Below are 20,198 nucleotides of genomic sequence, written 5' to 3'. Positions count from 1 at the left end.
AGGGGTATGCCTAGGCATACCTACCAGGTCCCCGCCCGGCGGTCACGCCAGGGCCGTCCGTCCGGGTCATAGATCATCCGGTACGCCGGAAGCGCCCACAAACGCTGATACCACGGCAACGGCCGCGTCTCGTGCGGGATGAGCCGCCCCGGCGGCCGGGGCCCCACCCGCCCGCCGTCGCGCCAGTCCCGCAGCCGGTCGGCGGCCCCGGTCAGCGCCGCGATCGCGCTCTCCGGGTCCAGCAGGTCCTCGTCGTCGCCGTCCTCGCGATCCAGGTGCTCGCGCATCAGCGCCAGCCGCAGGTCGCGGGCGAACCGCCGGGCGCCGTCGCCGAGCCCCGCCGGATCGGCCGGGGCCCGCCCGTCGGCGGTGCCGTCGAGGACCGCGCAGGACAGCTCGCTGTCGTGCGTCCACGAGCGGCGGTTGAAGTTGTCGCTGCCCACGCTGCACCAGACGTCGTCGATCACGCAGACCTTGGCGTGCACGTAGATCGGGGTGCCGACGTGGTTCTCCAGGTCGAAGACGTGCACCCGGTCGGCGGCCGCCCGTCTGCACAGCTCGATGGCCTGTTCCCGGCCCACCTGGTTGGGCGGCAGCGCGAACGCGCCGTCCACGTCCGGATGGCGGGGCACCACGGCCACCAGGTGCAGCCGCGGATTGGCGCGCATCGCCTCGGCGAACAGCTGGGCCACCTCCGTGGACCACAGGTACTGGTCCTCCAGGTAGACGATCCGGCGGGCCCGCTTGATCGCCTTCGTGTAGCCGCGGGCCACGCTGCGCTCGCCCAGCGTCGCGAAGCCGTACGGTGGTCGCATCGCCGGATAGGTGCGCAACACCTGCACGGTGTGCGGGCCGCACTCCGGCGGATCGGGCGGAAGGTCCGGCAGCGGATCGGGGCGCATGTCCTCGTGGCGCAGCCGGTCGGTGACGGTGGCGATCGGGCCGTTCTGGTCGAGCGGCACCCGGTCGGTCCAGCGTTCCCGGAACGAGCGGTCGAGTGTGCCGACGACCGGGCCGCGCAACGCCAGCTGCACGTCGTGCCAGGGCGGGTTCGGCCCGTACGCGGACGCCATCCGCACCGCCTGCGGGTCGCCGTGGTGCCGGGCGTCGTCGCGGCGGCTGTGGCACAGGTCGATCCCGCCGGCGAAGGCGATGTCCCGTTCCGGTCGTCCCGGGTGCCGCAGCACCACGAGCTTCTGGTGGTGCGACCCGCCCCGGCGGACCCGCTGGTCGAGCAGCACCTCGCCGCCGGCCGCCTCGATCTCGTCGCTCAGCGTCCGGTTCTCCTCCTCGCTGTAGGCGAGTTTGTCCAGATGGGAGCGCCAGAGCAGCCCTTTCACGACGACACCGCGCGCGGCGGCAGCCGCGAACACCTCGGCGACCGTGGGCCCGCCGTCGCGGACCCGTTCGTCCGGGTCGCCGCGCCAGTCGGTGAAGAACAGGTGATCACCGGGCTCCAGCGCCCCGATTTCGGTCACCAGCCGATCGAAGTAATTTTGCCCGTGAATGAGTGGCTCGACCGTGTTTCCGGTGTTCCATATGGGTATGGAGGTGTCCGGGTTGCCGCGTTCGGCAGCGGTGAGAAGCCATTCCTGCGGCGGCACAGCAACCCCTTCGAGGTCGACGACGCCCTCACCGTAAGCCTCCCGCCCGCCGCCCGCATGCGGAGCGGGACACCCCGACCCCCGCCGAGGAGTGGAACCATGAGCAGCGAGCCCCTGACCACGACACCGGTGACCGCGGCCGCCGACACCGCCGAGACCGGACTGCTCATCGCGGTCCTGCTGCTGGTGCTGCTGGGCACTACCGCGATGCTGATGATGTCCTGATCGACAGCACCGTCGGGGTCGGTGTTCAGCCCAGCTCCCGGATCTGCGCCGCGTAGGCGCCGGTGCCGCAGCCGATCTCCAGGCACCGGCCGTGGCCCGGGCCGAGCTGCTCGGCGATCGCACGCCGGATGCCGAGCGGGTCACCGGGCGTGGTCGTCGGCAGGAACTCGGTCTCGTACCAGTCGGCGATCTCGTCGTAGGCGGCCCACATCGTCAGAGGACCCACTCGTCGTCGCGGATGATGTCGACGGTGCCCTTCGGGCCGGTGCCGGTCACCGTGATGCCCTCGCCGCCGATCACCACGTCGGTGTGCACGCCCGACGTGTTCAGGCCCAGCGCCTCCCGCCGCTCCACCGGCAGCTCCCGGGCGCCCGGCACCGAGAACGGGAAACTCGCGCCCCAGGCCACGTGACAGGCGGCGTTCTCGTCGAAGAGCGTGTTGTGGAAGACGATGCCCGCCCTGGCGATCCGGCTGTCCGAGTCCACGAGGGACACCTCGCCCAGGTAGCGGGCGCCGTCGTCGGTCCCCAACTGGGCCTCCACGGCGTCCGCGCCGGAGTCGGCCGACACCGCCACGATCCGGCCCGCCGAGAACTCCAGCCGCAGCCCGAGCACCAGCCGCCCGTTCAGCACCAGCGGCTTCGTCACCCGCAGCACACCCTCGGCGGTCCGCCGGTCCGGGCTGGTGAACACCTCCTCGGTGGGGATGTTCGGCATGTACGGGACACCGTCGTCGTCGATCAGCCCGCCACCGGTCCAGCGGCAGCCGGGGATCAGGCCGACCGTGAGATCGGTGCCGCCCCCCGCGTACCGGATCGAGGTCAGCTCCAGAGCGTCCAGCGCGGCACCCCGCTCGGCCAGTGTCGCGGCCCGCGCCCGCCAGGCCGCCGCCGGATCGGCGGTGTCCAGGCGCATGGCGGTGGCCACCGCATCCCACAGCCGCTCCACATCCGGCTCGCCGAAGACCTGGGCGGCCCAGCCGGGATTCGGCGCGCCCACCGCGGTCCAGCGCAGCCGGCCCAGCACCGTCTCCCGCATCAGCGCGGTCTCCTCGGCGGGGAACGCCGCCGCCTTCACCGGGTCGGCGCCGTCGAGCACGTGCGGGTCGGGGTCGCCGAGCAGGGCGATCGAGGCGATGCCCTGCTCGGACCACTCCCGGATGCGCTGCAACGCCCAGCCGCGACTGGTGGTCAGCGTCTCCAGGCCGGCGTGGTCGACGGCGGATCGGCGCATCGGGCCGTCGAACCAGAGCGGTTCCACCCAGGCTGCCCCGGCGGCGTACGCGGCGGCCACGACCGCCCTGGCGATCTCCAGGTGCGCGGTATCGGTACGAAGAATGACTCCCTGCCCGGGCTGGATGTTCACGCCAGCCCGGACCACGACATCGGCGAAACGCTCGATCCGGTCCATGCCGGTCAGCCTAATCAGTCCGTGTGCGGTACGCGTGCCGCCGGAATGACGCCGAGGCCGCCCTTCCGGAAGTCCCCGAACGCCTGCCTCAGCTCCTCGCGGGTGGCCGAACCGGCTGATGTGCCATGCGCCCCCGGCGTCGGATGTCCGATGACAGCGCACTCGATCATGCCGAGGCCCCGGAGAGAGGACCGACTACGACGCGGGCCGGCTTGTCCTTCAATTCCGGTACGTCCGGCGCCGACCCCCGGTAGCCTGGCGCGGGACTCTGTGTCGGTTTGGGGGTCGATGGCCGTGGACCTGGGTAGCGCTGCGGGACGGCCGGAAGAGGTCCCGATACCCCGGGTTCTGTGGGCGTGCGCGGTCGCGGTGTTCATAGCCACCCTGCTCGTCGCGCCGATCGCCACCCACCGCCCGCCCGTTCGCCCGAACCTGGCACTCGTGCTCTTCGTTCTCATGGCCGCGGCCGATCTGCTGACCACGCATCTGCTGCTGCAGCAGTTCCTGGTCGGTGGCCGGCTGGCGACGCTGGGACTGTCCTCGGCCTACCTCTACTCCAGCCTGATGATGCTGCCCTACGCCGTCATGTTCGCCCAGGTGCAGCGCCGGGGTCCCAGCTCGATCTGGGCCGAGGTCTGCCTACCGTGGCTGGCGGCGTTCCTCTTCTTCGGGTTTCCGGTGCTGGTGGCGGTGCAACAAAGGGTCGTCGCCGCGCTGCCGGCCCGGCTGAGCCGGCAGGCCCAGACCCGGCGCCGAGCCGCCGCCGCGATCGCCGCCGCCCTGATACTCGCGCTGGTGGCCGCGGTGACGGGGCTCGTCATCGGTGCCGCCGACCGGCTGCCCCAGTTTTACCACGGCGACACGCAGACCGCGGCCGGCGGGTGGGTGGTGGGTGCAGGGCTCCTGGCCGCGGCCGTCAGCCTGCTGGTGGTGGCCAGGGACCTGCGTCACCGGCCACCGGTGGAACGGTGGGTGGTGGTGGCGATCAGCGCGACCCTGGGCTCCGCAACCCTCCACATAGTCGCTACGGAACGCTACACGCTCGGCTGGTACGCGGGACGGGTCGCTATGCTGATCTCCTCCGGGGTGGTGCTGGTGGCCCTGCTCGCCGAAACCGCGACTCTTTATCGCCAGCTCTCGGCAGCCCACCACGAACTGAGCCGCAGGGCCGAGCAGCTCGCCGCCGCCAATCTCGAGCTGGAGGCCACCGGCACCTGGAAGAGCGACATCATCGCAACCCTCACCCACGAGATCAACCAGCCCCTGGCCGTGATCTCGGCCTACTCCGAGGAACTGACCCACGAATGGGACACCACCACCGACGACGAACGCCGCGCCGCCGTCCAGGCATTGGGCAAGCGGGTCGACCAGTTGCTCGACATGGCCGCACACCTACTCGCGCTATGCCGCGCCGAGCCGGGCCAAATACATACCCAGCCCGTCGCGCTGCCGGTCAGACAGGCCCTGACGCGGGTCACCGACAACCTGCCCAAGAAGGCTCGTAAGCGGGTCGACGCAACCTGCGGCCAACCCGGCGCGGCAGTGTGGGCCGACCCGGTACACACCCACGAAGTCCTGACCAACTTCGTCACCAACGCCGTCAAATACAGCTCCGGCGACATCCATCTGTCAGCGGCCCTCGACGACACCGGCAACGACATCCTGTTCGCCGTCAGCGACGAAGGCAACGGAGTGCCACCGGACTTCGTCGCGCACCTGTTCGACCGCTTCACCCAGGTCGGGCAAACCGGACCACGGACCGGCGCCGGTTTCGGGCTGTACCTGTCCAAGCTGCTCGCCGAGGCGAACCACGGCCAGGTCTGGTACGAGGACGTCGTTCCACACGGCAGCCGGTTCATACTGCGCCTGCCCCGCGCCCAGCAGAGCCCGCAAACGGCGGCATCGCTGGACCTGAGCCTCCCCCGCACTGATGGGGCGCCGAACGCCTGAACCTGATGGCGGGTGTGGCTCAGACCTCTCTGATCTTGGCGAAGACGCGGCCGATCACGGCCAGTTCCTCATCGTCCAGGTGATCGATGAAGCTCTTGCGAACGGTCTCCAGGTGGGCCGGGGCGGCATCGCGCAGCGCGGTCAGGCCCGCGTCGGTGAGCACGGCCTCCTGGCCGCGGCCGTCGTCGGGACAGCTCTGCTTGCGCACCAGGCCGCGCTTGACCATGGAGCTGATCTGGTACGTGATCCGGCTCGGCGAGAACACGAGACGGCTGGCCAGCTCACCCATCCGGATCCGGCGGCCGGGCGCGCCGGCCAGGGCGACCAGGACGTGGTAGTCGTTCATGCTCAGGCCGGTGGCGGCGCGCAACTCGTCCTCGAGGCGGGTGTGCAGTGCCCACGAGCTCTCGATGAAGGTGCGCCAGTGCGCGAGCTGCGTGGCGCTCAATGGGCCGGCCATGCCCGAACCGTACTCCTCCAAATCTGAAATACCAGCCCGATTAGGGTACGGACGTGAAGACTCGCCAAGCCACCCCCGACGACGCCGACGAGCTGATCCTCCTGCGGGCCGTCCTGCTGCGGACCTTCGGGCGCGACGACTGGAACGACGACTGGCGTGAGCCGGCCCGGAGATCACTGGTCCGCCGCCTGGGAGCGGCCGAGCCGACACTGGCCGCCTTCGTCGTCGAGCGGCCCGAGGGCGGCGGTCTCGCGGCCTGTGCCGTCGGCACCGTGGAGGAGCGCCTCGGCAACCCGTACAACCCCGAGGGCCGTGTCGGGTACGTGTTCAGCGTCGCCACCCACCCGGACATGCGGCGGCGCGGCTACTCCCGGGCATGCGTGGAAGCGCTCCTGGAGTGGTACCGCGACCAGGGCGTCAACTCGGTGCATCTGACCGCGTCGCCGGACGGTGAGCCGCTCTACACCTCGCTGGGCTTCACCCGCAATCCCGATCCGGCGATGCGGGTGCGGCTGTGACCGAACTGCGGACCACCCGCCTCCGGCCGCGGCCCTTCCAGCCCGGTGACGCCCCGGCCGTTCAGGTGTAGGCGGGTCACCTCCACGACTACCTGCACATCCGCGGGGAGTGGAGGGACCGCCTGCTCTTCGCCGCTATCCGGCCGCGGGAGACTTGAGCGCGCCGGTGAGGGTGCTCCGGAGCTCGCCGAAGTCGACGTCGAACTCGGTCAGGATCTGCATGGCCAGGCCCTGACCCTCGCGGAGCAGGCCGAGCATGATGTGCTCCGGCGCGATGAAGTTGTGCTTCAGCCGGATGGCCTCGCGCAACGACAGCTCCAGCACCTTCTTGTTGCGCGGCGAGAACGGCCTGTGCCCGGTCGTCACCGAGGAGAAGCGCCCGAAGATCCCCCTCTTCTTCGGGGCCGGCCGCGGCAGGCGCAGCGCACCGGCCCCGAAGTTCTCCTCGATGGCGGCGCGGACCGCCTCCAGGTCGATGCCGATCGCCTTGAGGGCGGCGGCGTCCTCGGCGTCCCGGTCCGCGACGGTGGTGGCCTCGCTGCGGTCGCCGACGTGCCGGATGATCGCGGCCCGGACCGAGGCCTGGTCGACCCCGGAGCCGGCCAGCGCCTCGCGGACCGTGTCGTTCTCCCCGGCGAGCAGGCTGAGCAGGGTGTGCTCGGTGCCGATGGTCTCGTGGCCCAGCTCGCGGGCCTGCTCCTGGGCGCCGACGACGACGGCGCGGGCCTCCTTGGTGAATCGCTCGAACATCTCAGCCCTCCCGTGGATCCGGCATCGGCATCAGCTTGGCGTGCTTCTTGTGCACACCCTGGCGGGTCACCTCTAGCGCGTCGGCGATCTCCTGCCAGGACCAGCCCTTGGCGCGGGCATTCGCCACCTGTAGGCGCTCCAGGCCCTCCAGGAGGCGGCGCAGCGCCACCACCGCGCGCAGCCCGGCTCTCGGGTCGGCGCTGCTCGCGGCGGCGGCGAGGTCGGTTGCCTCAGTCATGCCGTCAACTTACGTTGACAGCCCGCTCTCTGTCAACGTTGGTTGACGCCGCCGGCTGCCAGGGCTTTGTCGACTGGGTTGAGACAGCTCTGAGGGCCGGCCGATGGGGCACCGGAACGCGAAGAGGCCGGCCCCGAAGGGCCGGCCTCTTCCGCGTGGTTCCTCTCGGTCTGGTGCGGGTCAGTCCCAGGCGGGCAGGCTGCCCAGGGAGACGGTCAGCTCGACCGGGTGGTGCACCGGCGCCGCCACCGTGAACCGGGCGCCGAACGGGTCCCGCAGCTCGGCGAAGGCGGTCAGCCCGGCCTCCGACGGCTCGGTGATGACCGCGCCGCCCAGTGTCTCGCACCGATCGGCCGCGGCCCGGATGTTCTCGACCTGGAAGGCGGCACGCCACCAGGCGCCACGGTAACCGGGCGCGAGGCCGGCGACGGCGTCGTGGGCCTGGTTGAGCCACTCGCCCGAGCCGAACTCGTGGCGCAGCAGCCAGCCGAACGCGAAGCCGTAGAAGCGGGCCGCGGCGTCCGGGTCATCAGTGATCAGTTCCGGCCACGACATGGTGCCGGGCTCGCCGCCGGCCTGTGCGCCGGCGAAGTCGTGACCCTGCCAGAGGCCGATGATCGCGCCGGACGGGTCGGCGACGATCGCGCGCCGGCCGCCGTGCGCCTCGGCCGGTTGGCTCACGCAGTGCCCGCCGGAGAGGGCGACCTGCTCGAGCGTCTCCTCGAGGTCCGGAGTGCTGAGGTGGGTCAGCCACCCGTCCGGACGGTCGGGCTGACTCCGGGTGAGGCCGGCGACAGCGCGCCCCCCGAGCTTGAACCGATCACCCGCAGACTCCCAGCCGAACAACTCTGCGTAGAACTGTGCCGCGCGTGCGGGGTCCGCACTCGCCAGCTCCACCCAGCAAGGTGTCAAGGGTGCATAACCTCTGATCCGCATGAGCCGCTCCATGGTGGACATCCCCAGTCGCTTCAGCACTCTACGGCACTGATAACGCTTCGTCACCACCAGCCGGTTCATTGTCCGGTTTAGAACAGTATTAAACTACGGTACGTGAGCACCTGAGTGATCCAGGTGACGCCTGCCCGGAGCTGCCACCACGCCGTGCAGCAGCACCGATACGGCGACAGGGGACTCGGCCGTCGCCCGGACGGGGTCCCCCGGTCGGGGAATCGTCATGAGTCGCTGCATACGCTACGTAATAAGGCTGCCGAGGTAACGGATACCGAGCGTTGCGATCACGCAGTGTTCCAACCCGGGCGCAAGCCACATCGGACGGTGGGGTCACGCCCGCGCCTTGCCCGCCAGGAGCATCTCGAACCACACCGTCGATCCGCGCACCGTCGGGTCGGTGCCCCACGAATCGCTCAGCTCCTCGATCAGGCCCAGCCCGCGGCCCCGGCTGGCCAGGGCGTCGGTGCGGGCCCGGATCACACTGCCCCGGGTGCCGGTGTCGGCCACCGACACCAGCAGGCGTTCCGCGTTCAGGTCGACGTGCACCTGAGCCGGCGTGCCCGCGTGCAGCAGCGCGTTGGTGGTCAGCTCACTGGTGCAGAGGATCGCCGCGCCGATCACCGGCTCCGGCACGCCCCACTCCCGCAGCCGGGTCGTCATCCACTGCCGGACCCGGCTCGGTCCGGTCGGCTCCGCCGCCACCTGCGTGGTCGCGGACCGGCTCAGCGCCAGCGCGTGCTCCACGGCCAGCACCGCCACGTCGTCGTCGGTGGTGCCCTCGACCGCCGCGGTGGCCAGTGAGCACATGTTCCTCGGGTCGCCGCTCGGAGACGCCGCCGCGGCGGTGACCAGCGCGTCCAGCCCGTCGTTGAGCGGACGGCCGCGCCGCTCCACCACGCCGTCGCTGAACATCAGGATCGTGTCGCCCGGCTCCAGCCGCAGTGTCCCGGTCTGCCAGCGGCCGCCCAGGCCCAGCGGCGCACCCGGCGGCACCTTCACCAGCTCGGCCGTGGCCGGCTCGCCACCCCGCCCGGCCCGGCGCAGCACCGGCGGCGGGTGGCCCGCGCTGGCCAGCGTGACCGAACCGTCCGACGGGTCCAGCACCCCGTACACGATGGTCACGAAGATCTCCTCGTTGCGCGACTCGGCGCCCAGTGAGCCGACCAGCCGGTCCAGCCCGGCCAGCACGCTCGGCGGCGCCGGATCGGTCAGCGCCAGTGCCCGCAGCGCCGCCCGGACCTGGCCCATCACCGCGGCCGCCCGCACGTCGTGCCCGGCCACGTCGCCCAGCACCATGGCGAGCCGGCCGTCGAGCAGGTGGAACGCGTCGTAGAAGTCACCGCCGGCCGCGTTGCCGTCGACGCCCACGTCATATCGTGCGGCGATCCGGAACATGTCCAGCTCGGGCAGGTGCTCGGGGAGCATGCTGCGCTGCAACAACTGCGCGGTCCCGTGTTGGGCCTCGAATCGGCGGGCGCGCTCCGCGGCCTGCGCCACCAGCTCGGCCGCGGCCTTCAGCAGCGCCCGCTCGGCGGGCAGCCAGACATGCGCCCGGCGGAAACCGACGGTCAGCGCGCCGCGCAGCGACGGCGTCCGCAGGGGGAGCGCGGCCAGCGCGCGGACCCGTCGCTCGTGCCGGTCGGTCGCCACCGCGTTCAGCGGCTCGCCGTCGGCCACGAACGTCGCCCGCCCACTCTCCGCCGCCGCCACCGCCGGGGCCGCCGGGTCGGCGCTCACGCGCCGCCACACCGGGGGGAGCCGCTCGTCGGCCTCGTCGAGCATCTCGCCGCGGATCCGGCGGACATATCGGTACGCCAGGCCGTCGTCCACTGCCAGCACGCAGTGGTCCAGGTCGAAGGAATCCATCGCGTACGCCAGGACGACGCGGGTCACGTCGTCGATGGTGAGCGCGCCGGCCAACCGGGCGGTCAGCTCACCCAGGCTCTGCAGCCGGTGGATGACATGCGTGGTCTCGGCCGCCACGGTCAGCACCCCGGCCACCGTGCCCCGCGACGAGCGGATCACCGAATGGCCCCGGGTGTAGAAGGCCGGCTCGGTGTGGCCCGGGGCGAACTGCACCTGGCTCTCCGGCTCCAGGATGGCCCGCCCGGTGCGGTGCACCTGCTGGATCACGTCGCCCAGGCCGGGCTGATCCCAGGCCGGGCCGAACGCCCGTGCGGCCGGGGCGCCCAGCGCCGTCGGGTGCAGGGCGTCGAGGACCTCGGCATACGCGTCGTTGTAGAGGACCAGGAAGTCGTCGCCGACGGTCAGCAGCATCGGCACCGGGGAGGCGAGCACCAGCTCGACCGCGGCGCGGACCGCCGGATCCCAGCCGGTGATCGGGCCCAGCGAGGTGCCGGACCAGTCGAAGGCGTGCACCAGCGTCGCGCAGCCCAGGCCGGTGTGCTGTGCGCCGGCCGTCTGCGCGGGCAGTGTGGTGATCGGAGACGGGTGGAGACCCCCCGACCCGTACCCTCCCGAGCCGACCATGCGGAAAGCCTATCCCGACTGGTCCGTTTGTACGATGCCCCACCGGCCGTCCGTCCGGTTATTGACCGTTCCCGCGTATCGTCCGCGGGCGGTGCCGACGACGTCTCACGCTCGGTGTCACCTACCGTCACCAGGTCATCGGTGATTCGATCTTGGTCAACGGAACGGTCGTTCACCTATAGTCGCGGCGTGATCGAGCCACCCCGCGGTGTGATGCGCCACAACGCCGAACAGCACCGGACGGATCCCGTGGACGATCACACCGCCCCCGACCTCCTGGACCAGCGGTACGACGCCCTCGCGGCCTGGTCCGAGTCGGCGGAGACGATGACGATGGCCGCGGTCCGGGCGGAACCGTCCCCGGCGTACGCCCCGGGGGTTGAAGCGGACGTGCCGCACCATGCCGCGCCCTCGCGCCGCGCGCGCGTCGCCGTCGTGGCCACCGCCGGGGTCGCGGTGCTGGCCGCCGCCGCGACCGTGATGACGTGGGGCGGGGACGAAACGGAGACGCCCGCGGTTCCGGTCGCCGCCCCGGTCCCGGTCGAGTCCGCGGTCGAGACCGTGCCGCCGCCCGCGCCCACCCCCTCGGCGAGTGCCGTCACCTCGCCCTCGGCCACCCCGTCGCCCTCGACATCCCCCAGCCGCAGTGCGACGGCGAAGCCCCGGCTCACCGTGCCGACCGGCCGGGCCTCCCGGAGCGCCTCGACCGCGCCGGCCGGTGGCGCCCCCGTCCTCAGCGCCTCCTACGGCTACCAGTTCGACGACACCGGCTACCGCGGATCCGTCCGGGTCAGCAACACGGGCACCGTGGCGGCCACCGACTGGACCGTCGCCCTCACCGTGCCCGGCGCCGAGACGGTGACCGTCACCAGCGGCGCCGTCACCGCCGGCCAGTCCGGGAGCGCCGTCACCTTCCGCCCCTCCGGGGCCGGGGTGCCCGCCTCCGGCTCGGTCTCCTTCAGCTTCACGCTGGCGCCCGCGCCCACCGAGCCGCCCACCGGCTGCGCTCTCGACGGGCGACCCTGCTCCTGACTCTGCGTGTCCTCTCGGGTACCGATTGTCGGATGCGCATGGTATTCCGGAGTCCTACGGTTCGTTGAGGACCCATCGCGGCCTTGACGACGCTTGTCAGGAGGACGGATGGCCGGTGACGGGCTGAGTCGTGGCCTCAGCGAGATGTGGCGGTCGGTGGTGCTGTACCTGCCGTCGATCCTGGTTTTCCTGGTGATCCTGGTGGCCGGCTATCTGCTGGCCCGGCTCGCACGGACGGTCACCGCCAAGGCGCTGCGGCGGGCCGGGTTCGACCGGGCCGTCCAGCGCGGACCCGCCGGGCGGCTGCTGCGGCCCGGGGCGCCCAGCGCCACCGACGTCTGCGCGCGGCTCGCCTTCTTCGTGGTGCTGCTGTTCGCCCTGCAACTGGCGTTCGGCGTCTTCGGTCCCAACCCGGCCAGCGACCTGGTCAACGCATTGCTCGGCTGGCTGCCACAGGTGTTCGTCGGGATCGTCATCGTGGTGGTCACCGCCGCGATCGCCGGGGCCGCCCACGACCTGATCCTGGCCGTGCTCGGTGGGCTCGGCTACGCCCGGGTGCTGGCCAAGGCGGTCGCCGCGGTGATCGTCACGCTGGGCGTGATCGCCGGGCTCGACCAGGTCGGCATCGCCACCTCGGTCACCCGCCCCCTGCTGGTCACCATCCTCGCCACGGTCGCCGGCGTGATCATCGTGGGCGTCGGCGGCGGCCTGATCCGGCCGATGCAGCAGCGGTGGGAGGGCTGGCTCGACCGGGCGGCGGCGGAGTCGGCGGCCATCCGGGAACAGGCCCGCGCCTATGCCGAGGAACGAGCCCGCCAGGCCGCCGGGCAGCCCTCCACCGCGACAGAGCCTCCGGCGCCTCCAGCCGCGCCGCCGGTGTCTGCTTCCCCGGCCTCTCCTTCTCCCGCGGCGCCGTCTCCCGAGTCCTCGCCTCCTGCCGGAACGGCCGCCGCCGCCGTTGCCGGCGCGGACGACCGGTTGGCTCCGCCCGCTGCCGACGGCGCCGGCCGGGCGTATTCCGGCGACGGCGTGGCCCGGTCCGCGGATCCCGGCCGGGGTGGCGAGAACCGGCACTTTCCGGACGACACCGAGGAACTGGCCTGGGAAGCCCGATGGGCCGAGGAAGAGCGGCGGGTCCGCGAGCAGGACGGTGACGAGACACAAATGATCGTCGCGTCGCCGGCCGGCTCCGGCGACGACGAGAACACCACCGACCTGCACCCCGAAGAACGCACGACCGACCTGCACGCCGGCGAGCCCACCACGGGCCCGCATTCCGGCGAACGCACGACCGACCTGTATTCCGACGAACGCACCACCGATCTGCACGGCGGCGAACCCACCACGGCCCTGGACACGGTGCGAATGTCCAACGACACCGCGGGGACCACGATCCTCACCCCGGGCGTCCGCCCGGGGCAGTCCCCGGCCGGCGGACCTTCCGGCCCGGAGGAGACCACGGTCCTGACCGCCGGTCCCTCCGCGGACGAGGTGACGGTGATCCGGAGCCCGGGCACCGCGTCCGGCCTGCAGATCGTCGACGGCGCGGGTGAGGAGCGGACCCAGGTGGTGCCGCTCCCCGCCCACGATGACGATCCCACGACGGACTCGCGGCCAGGCGGGACGGGCACGAACTGAACATGCCGTGCGAATGGCGGAGGGCCGGCACCGGAATTCCGGTGCCGGCCCTCAGGGTCGGGTGTCGATCACTGGATGGGGCGAGCCCGACCCGGTGACCCGTGCGGCCTCAAGCCTGCCGATCAGGTCAGCGTGCGGCGGGGAGGGTCCGCGCCAGCGTGCAGACCGCGAGGAGACGGCGGAGGACCCAGTCGTTCTCGGTCCAGTCGATGAAGCCCTCGGGGGCGACCCAGCCGTGCTGGTAGGCGGCGTCGCGGACACCCTCGGCGTAGGCGGCGAGCAGGATCGCGGTGAGCGGGCGGTTGTCCGCGTCGAGGCTGTCCCGCACTCCGGCGGCGTGCTGGTCGATCACCGACATCAGGCCGGGGCTCTCCTGGGCTGCGGCGAGACCGCTGACCCCGACCGACGCGGTGAGGTCGGCGAGCGAGGCGAGAGCGGTGCGCTGAGCAGCGCGGGCGGCGGCGTTGCTGAACAGGCCATTCATGGGAAGAGACGTTAGGTAGCCCAGGGTGACCGACGGTTCGCTGCGAGTTGCAGGCGGGTTGAACTCGAAACCGTGGGGAACTTGCCAGGATCTCGGAAGGAGAAGTGGTGGGGACGCGAATCGGGGGCGACGGCCCGGACGAACGGCATCGGCGGCCGGAGGGTCTCGACGACCTGACCGTGGAGGCGCTCGGGAAGCTGAGCGAGGCGCTGGAGACGGTGGACCGGGTGCGCGGCCACCTGTACTCGGCGCATCAGCTGACCGGTACGGCGGACTTCGCGCTGGACGCGGCGGTCTCGCTGTTCATGCAGGCCGGGCACACCGAGATGGCGGAGCGGATCCAGCGGGAGCTGATCGGCCGCAACGTCATCCCGGGGCACTGGACGTTCCAGATCGTCGAGGAGTTCGACGACGGGTACTACGCCGAGTTCCGCGAGGTGGAACGCCAGGCCCGGGAGCGGTTCGCCGGTGGGCGGCGGCACCTCTACGAGGCGGAGCTGAAGGGGCGGCGGCGAACCGCCCGCCCCGATTACTCCGAGTAGTCGGCAGGCTCGGGGCGGCGGCGCTGGGCGTCGTCGGCGATGATCACGGTGGCCACGAGCGCGGCCACGACGACGGCGAAGAACCACGAGGCGTCATCGATCAGCTTCGCGGCAAGCGGCGCCTGGAAAGCGGCGAGCAGAAAACCCAGCCAGGCGAAGCGACGCTGACGTTCGGAGAGGAATCCGGGAGATCGCACTCGGACAGTCTGGCTCGAAATGGACGCATCGCCGTCACCCGTTCGGCCGATTATGCGTTGTCCGATGGTGCCCACCGTCTTGCGTCTTCGTCGCTCAATCGTCGTGGTCGCCAGCCTGACCGCGCTGGTCGCCGGGGGTTTGATCGCCCTTCGTGAGGCGCCCGTCCCGGCGCCCGCGCCCGCTCAGCGGGCGGTGCCACGGCCGGGCGAAGCCCGGGTGGAGGTCGGGCCACTGCATCAGCGCACCGGAGCGCTACTCACTCTGGGTGATGCGGCAAGCCGGGTACGGGTACGCTTCGCCGATCTCCCGGGTCTCCTCTACCGGATCAGCGCCGCCCCGGACTCCGGTGTCGCCCCGAGGGTCGCCCGGCACGGCGGCCGGGTGGCGGTGAGGCTGGAGAACACCGGCCGGGACGGCCTGGACGAGGTGCGGATCGTGCTGAACCGGGACGTCCGGTGGGACATCCGCCTGCCCGGAGGCGCCGGCGAGCAGCATCTGAACCTGCGTGACGGCCGGGTGGAGCGGGTCTACCTGGGTTCCGCCGGGCTGACCGAGGTGTGGCTGCCGGAACCGGTCGGCACCGTTCCGGTCGTGCTGGCCGGCGGGTCGGGGACGGCGATGCTGTCGGCCGGTGGCGGCGCGCCGTTCCGGGTGCGGTTCGACGAGGGCGCCGGGTCGGTGCGGACACCGTGGACCGCGAACGACGGCACCCCGGCCGGAACCGTGCTGCGGGAGCCGGGATTCCGCCGGTCCCGGGACCGTTACGCGATCCGGGCGGCCGGCGGCCTGGGCACACTCGTGGTGCGCCGCGACGGGATCCCGGCGGTACGGCGGGCCGAAACGCCGAGCTCACGCCGTACCGGAAATGGCTTTCGCTAAGACCCGGAAACGACCGCCCGGAGGCGGCCGTCCCGAGAGGATGGAAGGTCACATGCCGGGGCGGTCGACCTGGCCGCGCCACGCGCCGGTCTCGATGCCGCCGCGGCTCTCGATGAACTCCTTGAAGCGATGCAGATCGCCCTTGACCTTGCGGTCGATCATGCCGAGCTTGTCACCGGCGGTCTCGAGGAGGCCCTGCGGGTCGAAGTCCATCTGAACGGTGACCCGGGTGTGGGTGTCGTCGATCCGGTGGAAGGTGACCACACCGGCCTGCTTCTCGCCGTCGGTGGAATGCCAGGCGACCCGCTCGTCCGGCAGCTGCTCGGTGATCTCGGCGTCGAACTCGCGCCGGACCCCGGCGATCTCGGTCTTCCAGTGGGTGTGGGTGTCGTCGAGCTGACGGATCTCCGTGACCCCCTCCATGAATCGGGGGAACTCCTCGAACTGGGTCCACTGGTTGTAGGCGCTACGAACTGGGACGTCGACGTCCACGAACTCGGTGACGATGCTCACGCTTTTCTCCCTTCGCTAGCTTCCCAAGCCTGTGCGGCGTTCTCGAAGATCTCCCCGTCGGGCAGCGCCGCCAGCAGTCGCATCACGTCGTCCGGGGCTTCGAGCGTGCGCGCCGAACGCTCCAGCGCGATACGGTTCCCGGGGAATGCGGACAGGCCGATGTAGCTGCCGAACCGGCTGAACGCCTCGCCCTGGGTGCTGCCGATCCCCGCGGGGACGCCACGGCCGTAACCGCCGGGCGCGAACGTCACCTCCGGCTGATCCTCACCGGCCGGCTCGGGTGTCATCCACTCCTCCACACGCCCTCCGGCCGCCCCCCGGACGTTGCCCCGGGTCTCCCTGGCCATCCTCTCGTCGAGGACGGCGCCGTGCTTCGTGTTTCCCCGTTCCATGATTCAGGGGGTGCCCGGGGTGCCCGGGGCTAAACGCGGAGCCAGCGGGGTTTCCGGATCCCGGTCGCCGGCCTGGCGTAGCCGCCCGCGCTGCACCTCGGCGTTGACCTCGACACCGAGGAGCAGGGCCAGGTTGGACAGGTAGACCCAGATGAGGAACGCCATCACCGCGCCGAGGCTGCCGTAGGTGCGGTTGTAGGAGCCGAAGTTGGCGACGTACAGCCCGAAGCCGAACGACGTGGCGGTCCACACCGCGAGGGCCGCCACACCGCCGAGGGTGAGCCAGCGGAACCGGGGCTGCCGGACGTTCGGGGCGATCCAGAACAGCAGCGACAACAGCATGATCGCGATCCCGACGAGCATCGGCCAGCGGCCCACCGACCAGACCCGGCGGACGGTCTCGCCGGCGCCGAGGGCGTCGCCGACCGCGTCGACCAGCGGGCCGCTGATCACCATCCCGGTGCCGGCCACCGCGAGCAGCACGAGCGCCACGCCCGCGAGGAGGAGCTGGAGCAGGTGCAGGGACCACCAGCGGCGGCCCTCACGGACGCTGTAGATGCGGTTGGAGGCGCGGGTGAAGATGGCGACGTACCCGCCGGCGGACCAGATCGCCAGCGCCAGGCCGAAGCCGAGCAGCACCTTCGCCGAGGTCTGCCGGACCAGCAGCGCGTCGACCACGGCGAGCAGGCTGTCGTTGGCGACGACCGAGCCGAGCCCGATGTCACGCAGGATGCCGATCAGCGCCGGCACGGCGGTGGCCCCGTCGGTGACCAGGTTGATCAGCGCCACGATCACGACGAGGGAGGGCAGCAGCGCGGTGACGGCCTGGAAGGTGAGGGCCGCCGCGTAGTCGGTGCAGTCGTCGTTGATGAAGCCCGTGAGGCTGCGCCACAGGACGCCCCGCCAAGTTCGCCAGCTCAAATGCCGGATCTTCGCCGGCACCGCCCCCACGGCCACGCCCGCCTGTACCCGCCCCCGGTTTGTGGCAAACCTCAGCGGGTAGCGTCGGCGCGTGGACACCGTGGACGCCATCGTCATCGGGGCCGGGCACAACGGGCTGGTCGCCGCCAATCTGCTCGCCGACGCCGGCTGGTCGGTACGGGTCCTGGAGGCCACCCCGCACCCGGGCGGCGCGGTCCGCTCCGGGCACGTGACCGCCCCCGGCTACCTGTCCGACCTGTTCAGCTCCTTCTATCCGCTGGGCTACGCGTCCCCGGTGATGAAGGCGCTGAACCTGGACCTGCGCTGGACGCACGCGCCGGACGTGTTCACCCATCTGCTGCCGGACGGCCGGGCCGCCACGGTGAGCCGGGAACTGGACCGGACGATGGCGTCGATGGAGGCGTTCGCGCCCGGCGACGGGGAGCGCTGGCGTACCGCGTACCGGGAATGGCGGGGTGTCTCGGACCGGATGATGGACACGCTGTTCACCCCGTTCCCACCGGTCCGGCACGGCCTCGGCCTGGTCCGGCAGCTGCGGGTGGGCGGCTCCCTGCGGCTGGCCCGCCGCCTGGTCCTGTCGGTGCGCGAGCTGGCCTCCGAGCTGTTCCAGGGCGAGGGCGCGGCCCTGGCCCTGGCCGGCTGCGCCCTGCACACCGACCTGTCCCCGGAGGAGGCCGGCGGCGGCGTCTACGGCTGGCTGCTGGCCATGCTGGCGCAGCAGGTCGGCTGGCCGGTCCCGGTCGGCGGCGCGGGCGAGATCACCTCGGCCCTGCTCCGGCGTTTCCCCGGCGAAATAAGCTATGGGGCGCCGGTCACCCGGGTCCTGGTGGCCCGCGGCCGCGCGATGGGCGTGCGCACCGCGGACGGCCGGGACTGGCGGGCCCGGCGCGCGGTGATCGCCGACGTACCCGCCCCGGCGCTCTTCCTGGACCTGGTCGGCGAGCGGTGGCTGCCGCCGCGGATGACCGAGGACCTGGCGCACTTCCGCTGGGACGGCGCCACCGTGAAGGTCGACTGGGCGGTGCGCACGAGGATGCCGTGGACGAACCCGGCGGCCGCCGGCTCCGGCACGGTGCACCTGGGCGCGGACCTGAACGGCCTGACCCGGTACTCCGCCCGGCTCGCCTCCGACGAACTGCCGAAGCATCCGTTCCTGCTGCTCGGGCAGACCACGACCGCTGATCCGTCCCGGTCACCGGAGGGCACCGAGTCGGTGTGGGCGTACACCCATCTGCCGCACCGGCCGTCCTGGACGGCCGACGAGATCGCCGGGCACGTGGAGCGGATCGAGGCGGTCGTCGAGGAGCACGCGCCCGGTTTCCGGCGCGAGGTGGTGGGCCGCAACGTGTTCGGCCCGGCCGACCTGGAGCGGGAGAACCCGTCCCTGGTCGGCGGCGCGCTCGGCGGCGGCACCGCGGCCGCCTTCCAGCAGCTGTTCCTGCGCCCGGTTCCCGGCCTGGGCCGCCCGGACACCCCGGTGGACCGGCTGTTCCTGGGCAGCGCGTCGGCGCACCCGGGCGGCGGCGTGCACGGCGCGCCGGGCGCGAACGCGGCCCACGCCGCCATGGCCCGTGACCGGCGGCTGACCGGGGCCGCCTACCGGGCCGCGGTCGACGGCGCGCACCGGGTGATCTACGCCTGACGTTCCGCGATGCCGGGAGAACCGCGAAGACCTGGGCTTACGCTGCGGTGACGCCCGGGGCGATGTTTCGGCGTTCGGGCCCCCGGGCAATGGCTCCGCGTACCCGACCCCAGCATCTGGAGGAGACCCCGTGCGCATTGCGATGATCTCCGAACCGGCCGGCCGGGCCGATGAACTGGCCGCCGCGCTGGCCGAGCTGGGCCATGACGTCCGCGTCTACATCCGCCGCGCGGACCCGGACTCCGCCGAGGTGGTCGTCACCCCGGCCGGTGTGCACGTGGTGAACGTGGTGGCCGGCCCGATCCGGCCGATCCCCTCCGACCTGCTGCTCCCGCACATGGGCGAGTTCGCCCGGGTGCTCGGCGAGCAGTGGCGCGACGGCTGGTCCCCGGACGTCGCGCACGCCCACTTCTGGACCAGCGGCCTGGCCGCGGTCACCGCCGCCAAGCAGATCGGCGTGCCGGTGGTGCAGTCCTTCCACGAGCTCGGCGAGTTCGACGGCGCCGCGCGGGGCCCGTCCCGGTCCGGCTACGAGCGCGCGCTCGGCCGGGCGGTGGACCGGGTGGTGGCACAGACCCAGGACGAGGTGGGCGAACTGGTGCGCATCGGCGTGCCCAGGGCCCGTCTCACCGTGATCCCGTCCGGTGTGGACAGCGAACGGTTCACCCCGGAGGGCCCGGCCGCCCCGCGCGAGGACCCGGAGCTGCCCCGCATCCTGTCGGTCGGCAAGCTGGTCGAGCGCAAGGGCTTCGGCGACGTCATCCAGGCCATGCGCTACGTTCCCGGCGCCGAGGTGGTGGTCGTCGGCGGCCCGCCGCCCGAGCAGCTGCCCGCCGACCCGGGCGCCGGCCTGCTGCGGTCGATGGCCGAGCAGTTCCGGGTCGCCGACCGGTTCCGGCTCGTCGGCTCGGTGCCGCAGCGGGAGCTGCCCAGCTGGTACAGGTCGGCGGACGTGCTGGTGGCCGCACCCGGCGACGAGCGGTCGGCCCTGGAGGCGATGGCCTGCGGGCTCCCCGTGGTCGGGACCGCGGGGGGCACCCTGACCGAGACGGTGGTCGACGGGCTCACCGGCGATCTGGTGCCGGCCCGGGACCCGCGGGCGCTGGGCGGGGCGCTGCGCCGGCTGATCAACGACAGGGTGCGCCGGTTCGCCTACGCGACCGCCGCCCTGGACCGCGCCCGCCAGGCGTACTCGTGGAAGCGGGTGGCCGCACAGATCGGCTCGGTCTACGCCGGCCTGCGCCGCAGCAACGCCACGGTGTAGACCGGCATCAACCGATCGGTGGACGGCGACGACCGCCCGCTGTTCGATTCGGGCACGGTGCCCGCCACGCGACGCT

General features: G+C 72.2%; 22 protein-coding genes. 9 read left to right on the top strand and 13 right to left on the bottom strand.

The features are described from left to right. Positions 1 to 20 precede the first annotated feature (20 nt). Positions 21 to 1,604: a phospholipase D family protein gene (locus tag KZ829_RS32780; protein WP_220147704.1), complete on the bottom strand. Its 1,584-nt coding sequence runs from the start codon at positions 1,602 to 1,604 to the stop codon at positions 21 to 23. A 99-nt stretch (positions 1,605 to 1,703) separates the two neighbouring features. Here KZ829_RS32780 and KZ829_RS44215 point away from each other — a divergent pair, with 99 nt between their 5' ends. After that, positions 1,704 to 1,829 (top strand): hypothetical protein, encoded by a 126-nt coding sequence (locus KZ829_RS44215; RefSeq protein WP_281428295.1) that lies wholly within the window; start codon positions 1,704 to 1,706, stop codon positions 1,827 to 1,829. Between the two features lie 25 nt (positions 1,830 to 1,854). Here the strand turns inward: KZ829_RS44215 and KZ829_RS32775 are convergent, their stop codons facing one another. Beyond that, positions 1,855 to 2,055, bottom strand: a complete 201-nt coding sequence (locus KZ829_RS32775) for a class I SAM-dependent methyltransferase (protein WP_220147703.1) — start codon at positions 2,053 to 2,055, stop codon at positions 1,855 to 1,857. Beyond that, complete coding sequence (locus KZ829_RS32770; protein ID WP_220147702.1) at positions 2,043 to 3,239, bottom strand: aminopeptidase; 1,197 nt, start codon at positions 3,237 to 3,239, stop codon at positions 2,043 to 2,045. The genes KZ829_RS32775 and KZ829_RS32770 overlap by 13 nt, the downstream gene beginning before the upstream one ends. Before the next feature lie 288 nt (positions 3,240 to 3,527). Here KZ829_RS32770 and KZ829_RS32765 point away from each other — a divergent pair, with 288 nt between their 5' ends. Further along, the gene (locus KZ829_RS32765) at positions 3,528 to 5,189 is read left to right on the top strand and encodes a sensor histidine kinase (RefSeq protein ID WP_220147701.1); all 1,662 of its coding nucleotides are present in this window, start codon (positions 3,528 to 3,530) and stop codon (positions 5,187 to 5,189) included. A gap of 19 nt (positions 5,190 to 5,208) precedes the next feature. Here KZ829_RS32765 and KZ829_RS32760 read toward each other — a convergent pair whose 3' ends face one another. After that, positions 5,209 to 5,649 (bottom strand): MarR family winged helix-turn-helix transcriptional regulator, encoded by a 441-nt coding sequence (locus KZ829_RS32760; protein WP_220147700.1) that lies wholly within the window; start codon positions 5,647 to 5,649, stop codon positions 5,209 to 5,211. Positions 5,650 to 5,702: 53 nt separating this feature from the next. Here KZ829_RS32760 and KZ829_RS32755 point away from each other — a divergent pair, with 53 nt between their 5' ends. Beyond that, a complete protein-coding gene (locus tag KZ829_RS32755; RefSeq protein WP_220147699.1) occupies positions 5,703 to 6,167 on the top strand; it encodes a GNAT family N-acetyltransferase in 465 nt (154 codons plus the stop codon). Positions 6,168 to 6,302: 135 nt separating this feature from the next. On the opposite strand, the gene KZ829_RS44930 is transcribed toward KZ829_RS32755, so the two are convergent. From KZ829_RS44930 to KZ829_RS32735, 4 genes are all read right to left on the bottom strand, one after another. Further along, positions 6,303 to 6,917: a Clp protease N-terminal domain-containing protein gene (locus tag KZ829_RS44930; protein WP_220147698.1), complete on the bottom strand. Its 615-nt coding sequence runs from the start codon at positions 6,915 to 6,917 to the stop codon at positions 6,303 to 6,305. Between the two features lies 1 nt (position 6,918). Next, positions 6,919 to 7,155, bottom strand: coding sequence for a helix-turn-helix domain-containing protein (locus KZ829_RS32745; protein WP_183215434.1), 237 nt, complete (start codon positions 7,153 to 7,155; stop codon positions 6,919 to 6,921). Positions 7,156 to 7,335: 180 nt separating this feature from the next. Beyond that, positions 7,336 to 8,052 carry a VOC family protein gene (locus tag KZ829_RS32740; protein ID WP_308285757.1) on the bottom strand — a complete coding sequence of 239 codons (717 nt, stop codon included), beginning with the start codon at positions 8,050 to 8,052 and terminating at the stop codon, positions 7,336 to 7,338. 384 nt (positions 8,053 to 8,436) lie between these two features. Continuing rightward, positions 8,437 to 10,596 (bottom strand): ATP-binding SpoIIE family protein phosphatase, encoded by a 2,160-nt coding sequence (locus tag KZ829_RS32735; RefSeq protein WP_220147696.1) that lies wholly within the window; start codon positions 10,594 to 10,596, stop codon positions 8,437 to 8,439. A 189-nt stretch (positions 10,597 to 10,785) separates the two neighbouring features. Here KZ829_RS32735 and KZ829_RS32730 point away from each other — a divergent pair, with 189 nt between their 5' ends. Together KZ829_RS32730 and KZ829_RS32725 are read left to right on the top strand one after the other, a co-directional pair. Then, positions 10,786 to 11,628 carry a cellulose binding domain-containing protein gene (locus tag KZ829_RS32730; protein ID WP_220147695.1) on the top strand — a complete coding sequence of 281 codons (843 nt, stop codon included), beginning with the start codon at positions 10,786 to 10,788 and terminating at the stop codon, positions 11,626 to 11,628. 108 nt (positions 11,629 to 11,736) lie between these two features. Next, the gene (locus tag KZ829_RS32725; protein WP_220147694.1) at positions 11,737 to 13,266 is read left to right on the top strand and encodes a mechanosensitive ion channel family protein; all 1,530 of its coding nucleotides are present in this window, start codon (positions 11,737 to 11,739) and stop codon (positions 13,264 to 13,266) included. Positions 13,267 to 13,393: 127 nt separating this feature from the next. On the opposite strand, the gene KZ829_RS32720 is transcribed toward KZ829_RS32725, so the two are convergent. After that, positions 13,394 to 13,750: a DUF6401 family natural product biosynthesis protein gene (locus KZ829_RS32720; RefSeq protein WP_220147693.1), complete on the bottom strand. Its 357-nt coding sequence runs from the start codon at positions 13,748 to 13,750 to the stop codon at positions 13,394 to 13,396. A 107-nt stretch (positions 13,751 to 13,857) separates the two neighbouring features. On the opposite strand from KZ829_RS32720, the gene KZ829_RS32715 reads away from it, so the two are divergent. Beyond that, positions 13,858 to 14,292, top strand: a complete 435-nt coding sequence (locus tag KZ829_RS32715; protein WP_308285756.1) for a hypothetical protein — start codon at positions 13,858 to 13,860, stop codon at positions 14,290 to 14,292. On the opposite strand, the gene KZ829_RS32710 is transcribed toward KZ829_RS32715, so the two are convergent. After that, positions 14,280 to 14,489: a hypothetical protein gene (locus KZ829_RS32710; RefSeq protein WP_183215422.1), complete on the bottom strand. Its 210-nt coding sequence runs from the start codon at positions 14,487 to 14,489 to the stop codon at positions 14,280 to 14,282. The genes KZ829_RS32715 and KZ829_RS32710 overlap by 13 nt on opposite strands. 79 nt (positions 14,490 to 14,568) lie before the next feature. On the opposite strand from KZ829_RS32710, the gene KZ829_RS32705 reads away from it, so the two are divergent. Beyond that, positions 14,569 to 15,369 carry a hypothetical protein gene (locus KZ829_RS32705; RefSeq protein ID WP_220147692.1) on the top strand — a complete coding sequence of 267 codons (801 nt, stop codon included), beginning with the start codon at positions 14,569 to 14,571 and terminating at the stop codon, positions 15,367 to 15,369. Positions 15,370 to 15,417: 48 nt separating this feature from the next. Here KZ829_RS32705 and KZ829_RS32700 read toward each other — a convergent pair whose 3' ends face one another. The 3 genes from KZ829_RS32700 to KZ829_RS32690 all read right to left on the bottom strand — a co-directional run bounded on the left by KZ829_RS32700 (position 15,418) and on the right by KZ829_RS32690 (position 17,195). Beyond that, positions 15,418 to 15,882 carry an SRPBCC family protein gene (locus KZ829_RS32700; RefSeq protein ID WP_220147691.1) on the bottom strand — a complete coding sequence of 155 codons (465 nt, stop codon included), beginning with the start codon at positions 15,880 to 15,882 and terminating at the stop codon, positions 15,418 to 15,420. Further along, positions 15,879 to 16,169: a DUF2795 domain-containing protein gene (locus KZ829_RS32695; protein WP_246636651.1), complete on the bottom strand. Its 291-nt coding sequence runs from the start codon at positions 16,167 to 16,169 to the stop codon at positions 15,879 to 15,881. The genes KZ829_RS32700 and KZ829_RS32695 overlap by 4 nt, the downstream gene beginning before the upstream one ends. A 108-nt stretch (positions 16,170 to 16,277) precedes the next feature. Next, on the bottom strand, positions 16,278 to 17,195 hold the full coding sequence (locus KZ829_RS32690; protein WP_246636650.1) for a YihY/virulence factor BrkB family protein: 918 nt from the start codon (positions 17,193 to 17,195) through the stop codon (positions 16,278 to 16,280). 91 nt (positions 17,196 to 17,286) lie between these two features. On the opposite strand from KZ829_RS32690, the gene KZ829_RS32685 reads away from it, so the two are divergent. Both KZ829_RS32685 and KZ829_RS32680 read left to right on the top strand, forming a co-directional pair. Beyond that, positions 17,287 to 18,858, top strand: a complete 1,572-nt coding sequence (locus KZ829_RS32685) for a phytoene desaturase family protein (RefSeq protein ID WP_220147689.1) — start codon at positions 17,287 to 17,289, stop codon at positions 18,856 to 18,858. A gap of 130 nt (positions 18,859 to 18,988) precedes the next feature. Next, entirely contained in the window at positions 18,989 to 20,122 is a 1,134-nt protein-coding gene (locus tag KZ829_RS32680) for a glycosyltransferase (protein ID WP_372453933.1), read from the top strand. Positions 20,123 to 20,198: the final 76 nt, after the last annotated feature.

The sequence above is a fragment of the Actinoplanes hulinensis genome (genome assembly GCF_019429605.1).
GTDB lineage: Bacteria > Actinomycetota > Actinomycetes > Mycobacteriales > Micromonosporaceae > Actinoplanes > Actinoplanes campanulatus.
Note: the sequence above shows the minus strand (reverse complement) of the source record. Positions and strands in the feature narration are given on the sequence as shown.

Excerpts from the sequence above, each read along its gene's own strand:
- KZ829_RS44215 (WP_281428295.1), top strand. The coding sequence starts at position 1,704 with ATGAGCAGCGAGCCCCTGACCACGACACCGGTGACCGCGGCCGCCGAC.
- KZ829_RS32770 (WP_220147702.1), bottom strand. The coding sequence starts at position 3,239 with ATGGACCGGATCGAGCGTTTCGCCGATGTCGTGGTCCGGGCTGGCGTG.
- KZ829_RS32765 (WP_220147701.1), top strand. The coding sequence starts at position 3,528 with ATGGCCGTGGACCTGGGTAGCGCTGCGGGACGGCCGGAAGAGGTCCCG.
- KZ829_RS32760 (WP_220147700.1), bottom strand. The coding sequence starts at position 5,649 with ATGGCCGGCCCATTGAGCGCCACGCAGCTCGCGCACTGGCGCACCTTC.
- KZ829_RS44930 (WP_220147698.1), bottom strand. The coding sequence starts at position 6,917 with ATGTTCGAGCGATTCACCAAGGAGGCCCGCGCCGTCGTCGTCGGCGCC.
- KZ829_RS32745 (WP_183215434.1), bottom strand. The coding sequence starts at position 7,155 with ATGACTGAGGCAACCGACCTCGCCGCCGCCGCGAGCAGCGCCGACCCG.
- KZ829_RS32735 (WP_220147696.1), bottom strand. The coding sequence starts at position 10,596 with ATGGTCGGCTCGGGAGGGTACGGGTCGGGGGGTCTCCACCCGTCTCCG.
- KZ829_RS32725 (WP_220147694.1), top strand. The coding sequence starts at position 11,737 with ATGGCCGGTGACGGGCTGAGTCGTGGCCTCAGCGAGATGTGGCGGTCG.
- KZ829_RS32720 (WP_220147693.1), bottom strand. The coding sequence starts at position 13,750 with ATGAATGGCCTGTTCAGCAACGCCGCCGCCCGCGCTGCTCAGCGCACC.
- KZ829_RS32695 (WP_246636651.1), bottom strand. The coding sequence starts at position 16,169 with ATGACACCCGAGCCGGCCGGTGAGGATCAGCCGGAGGTGACGTTCGCG.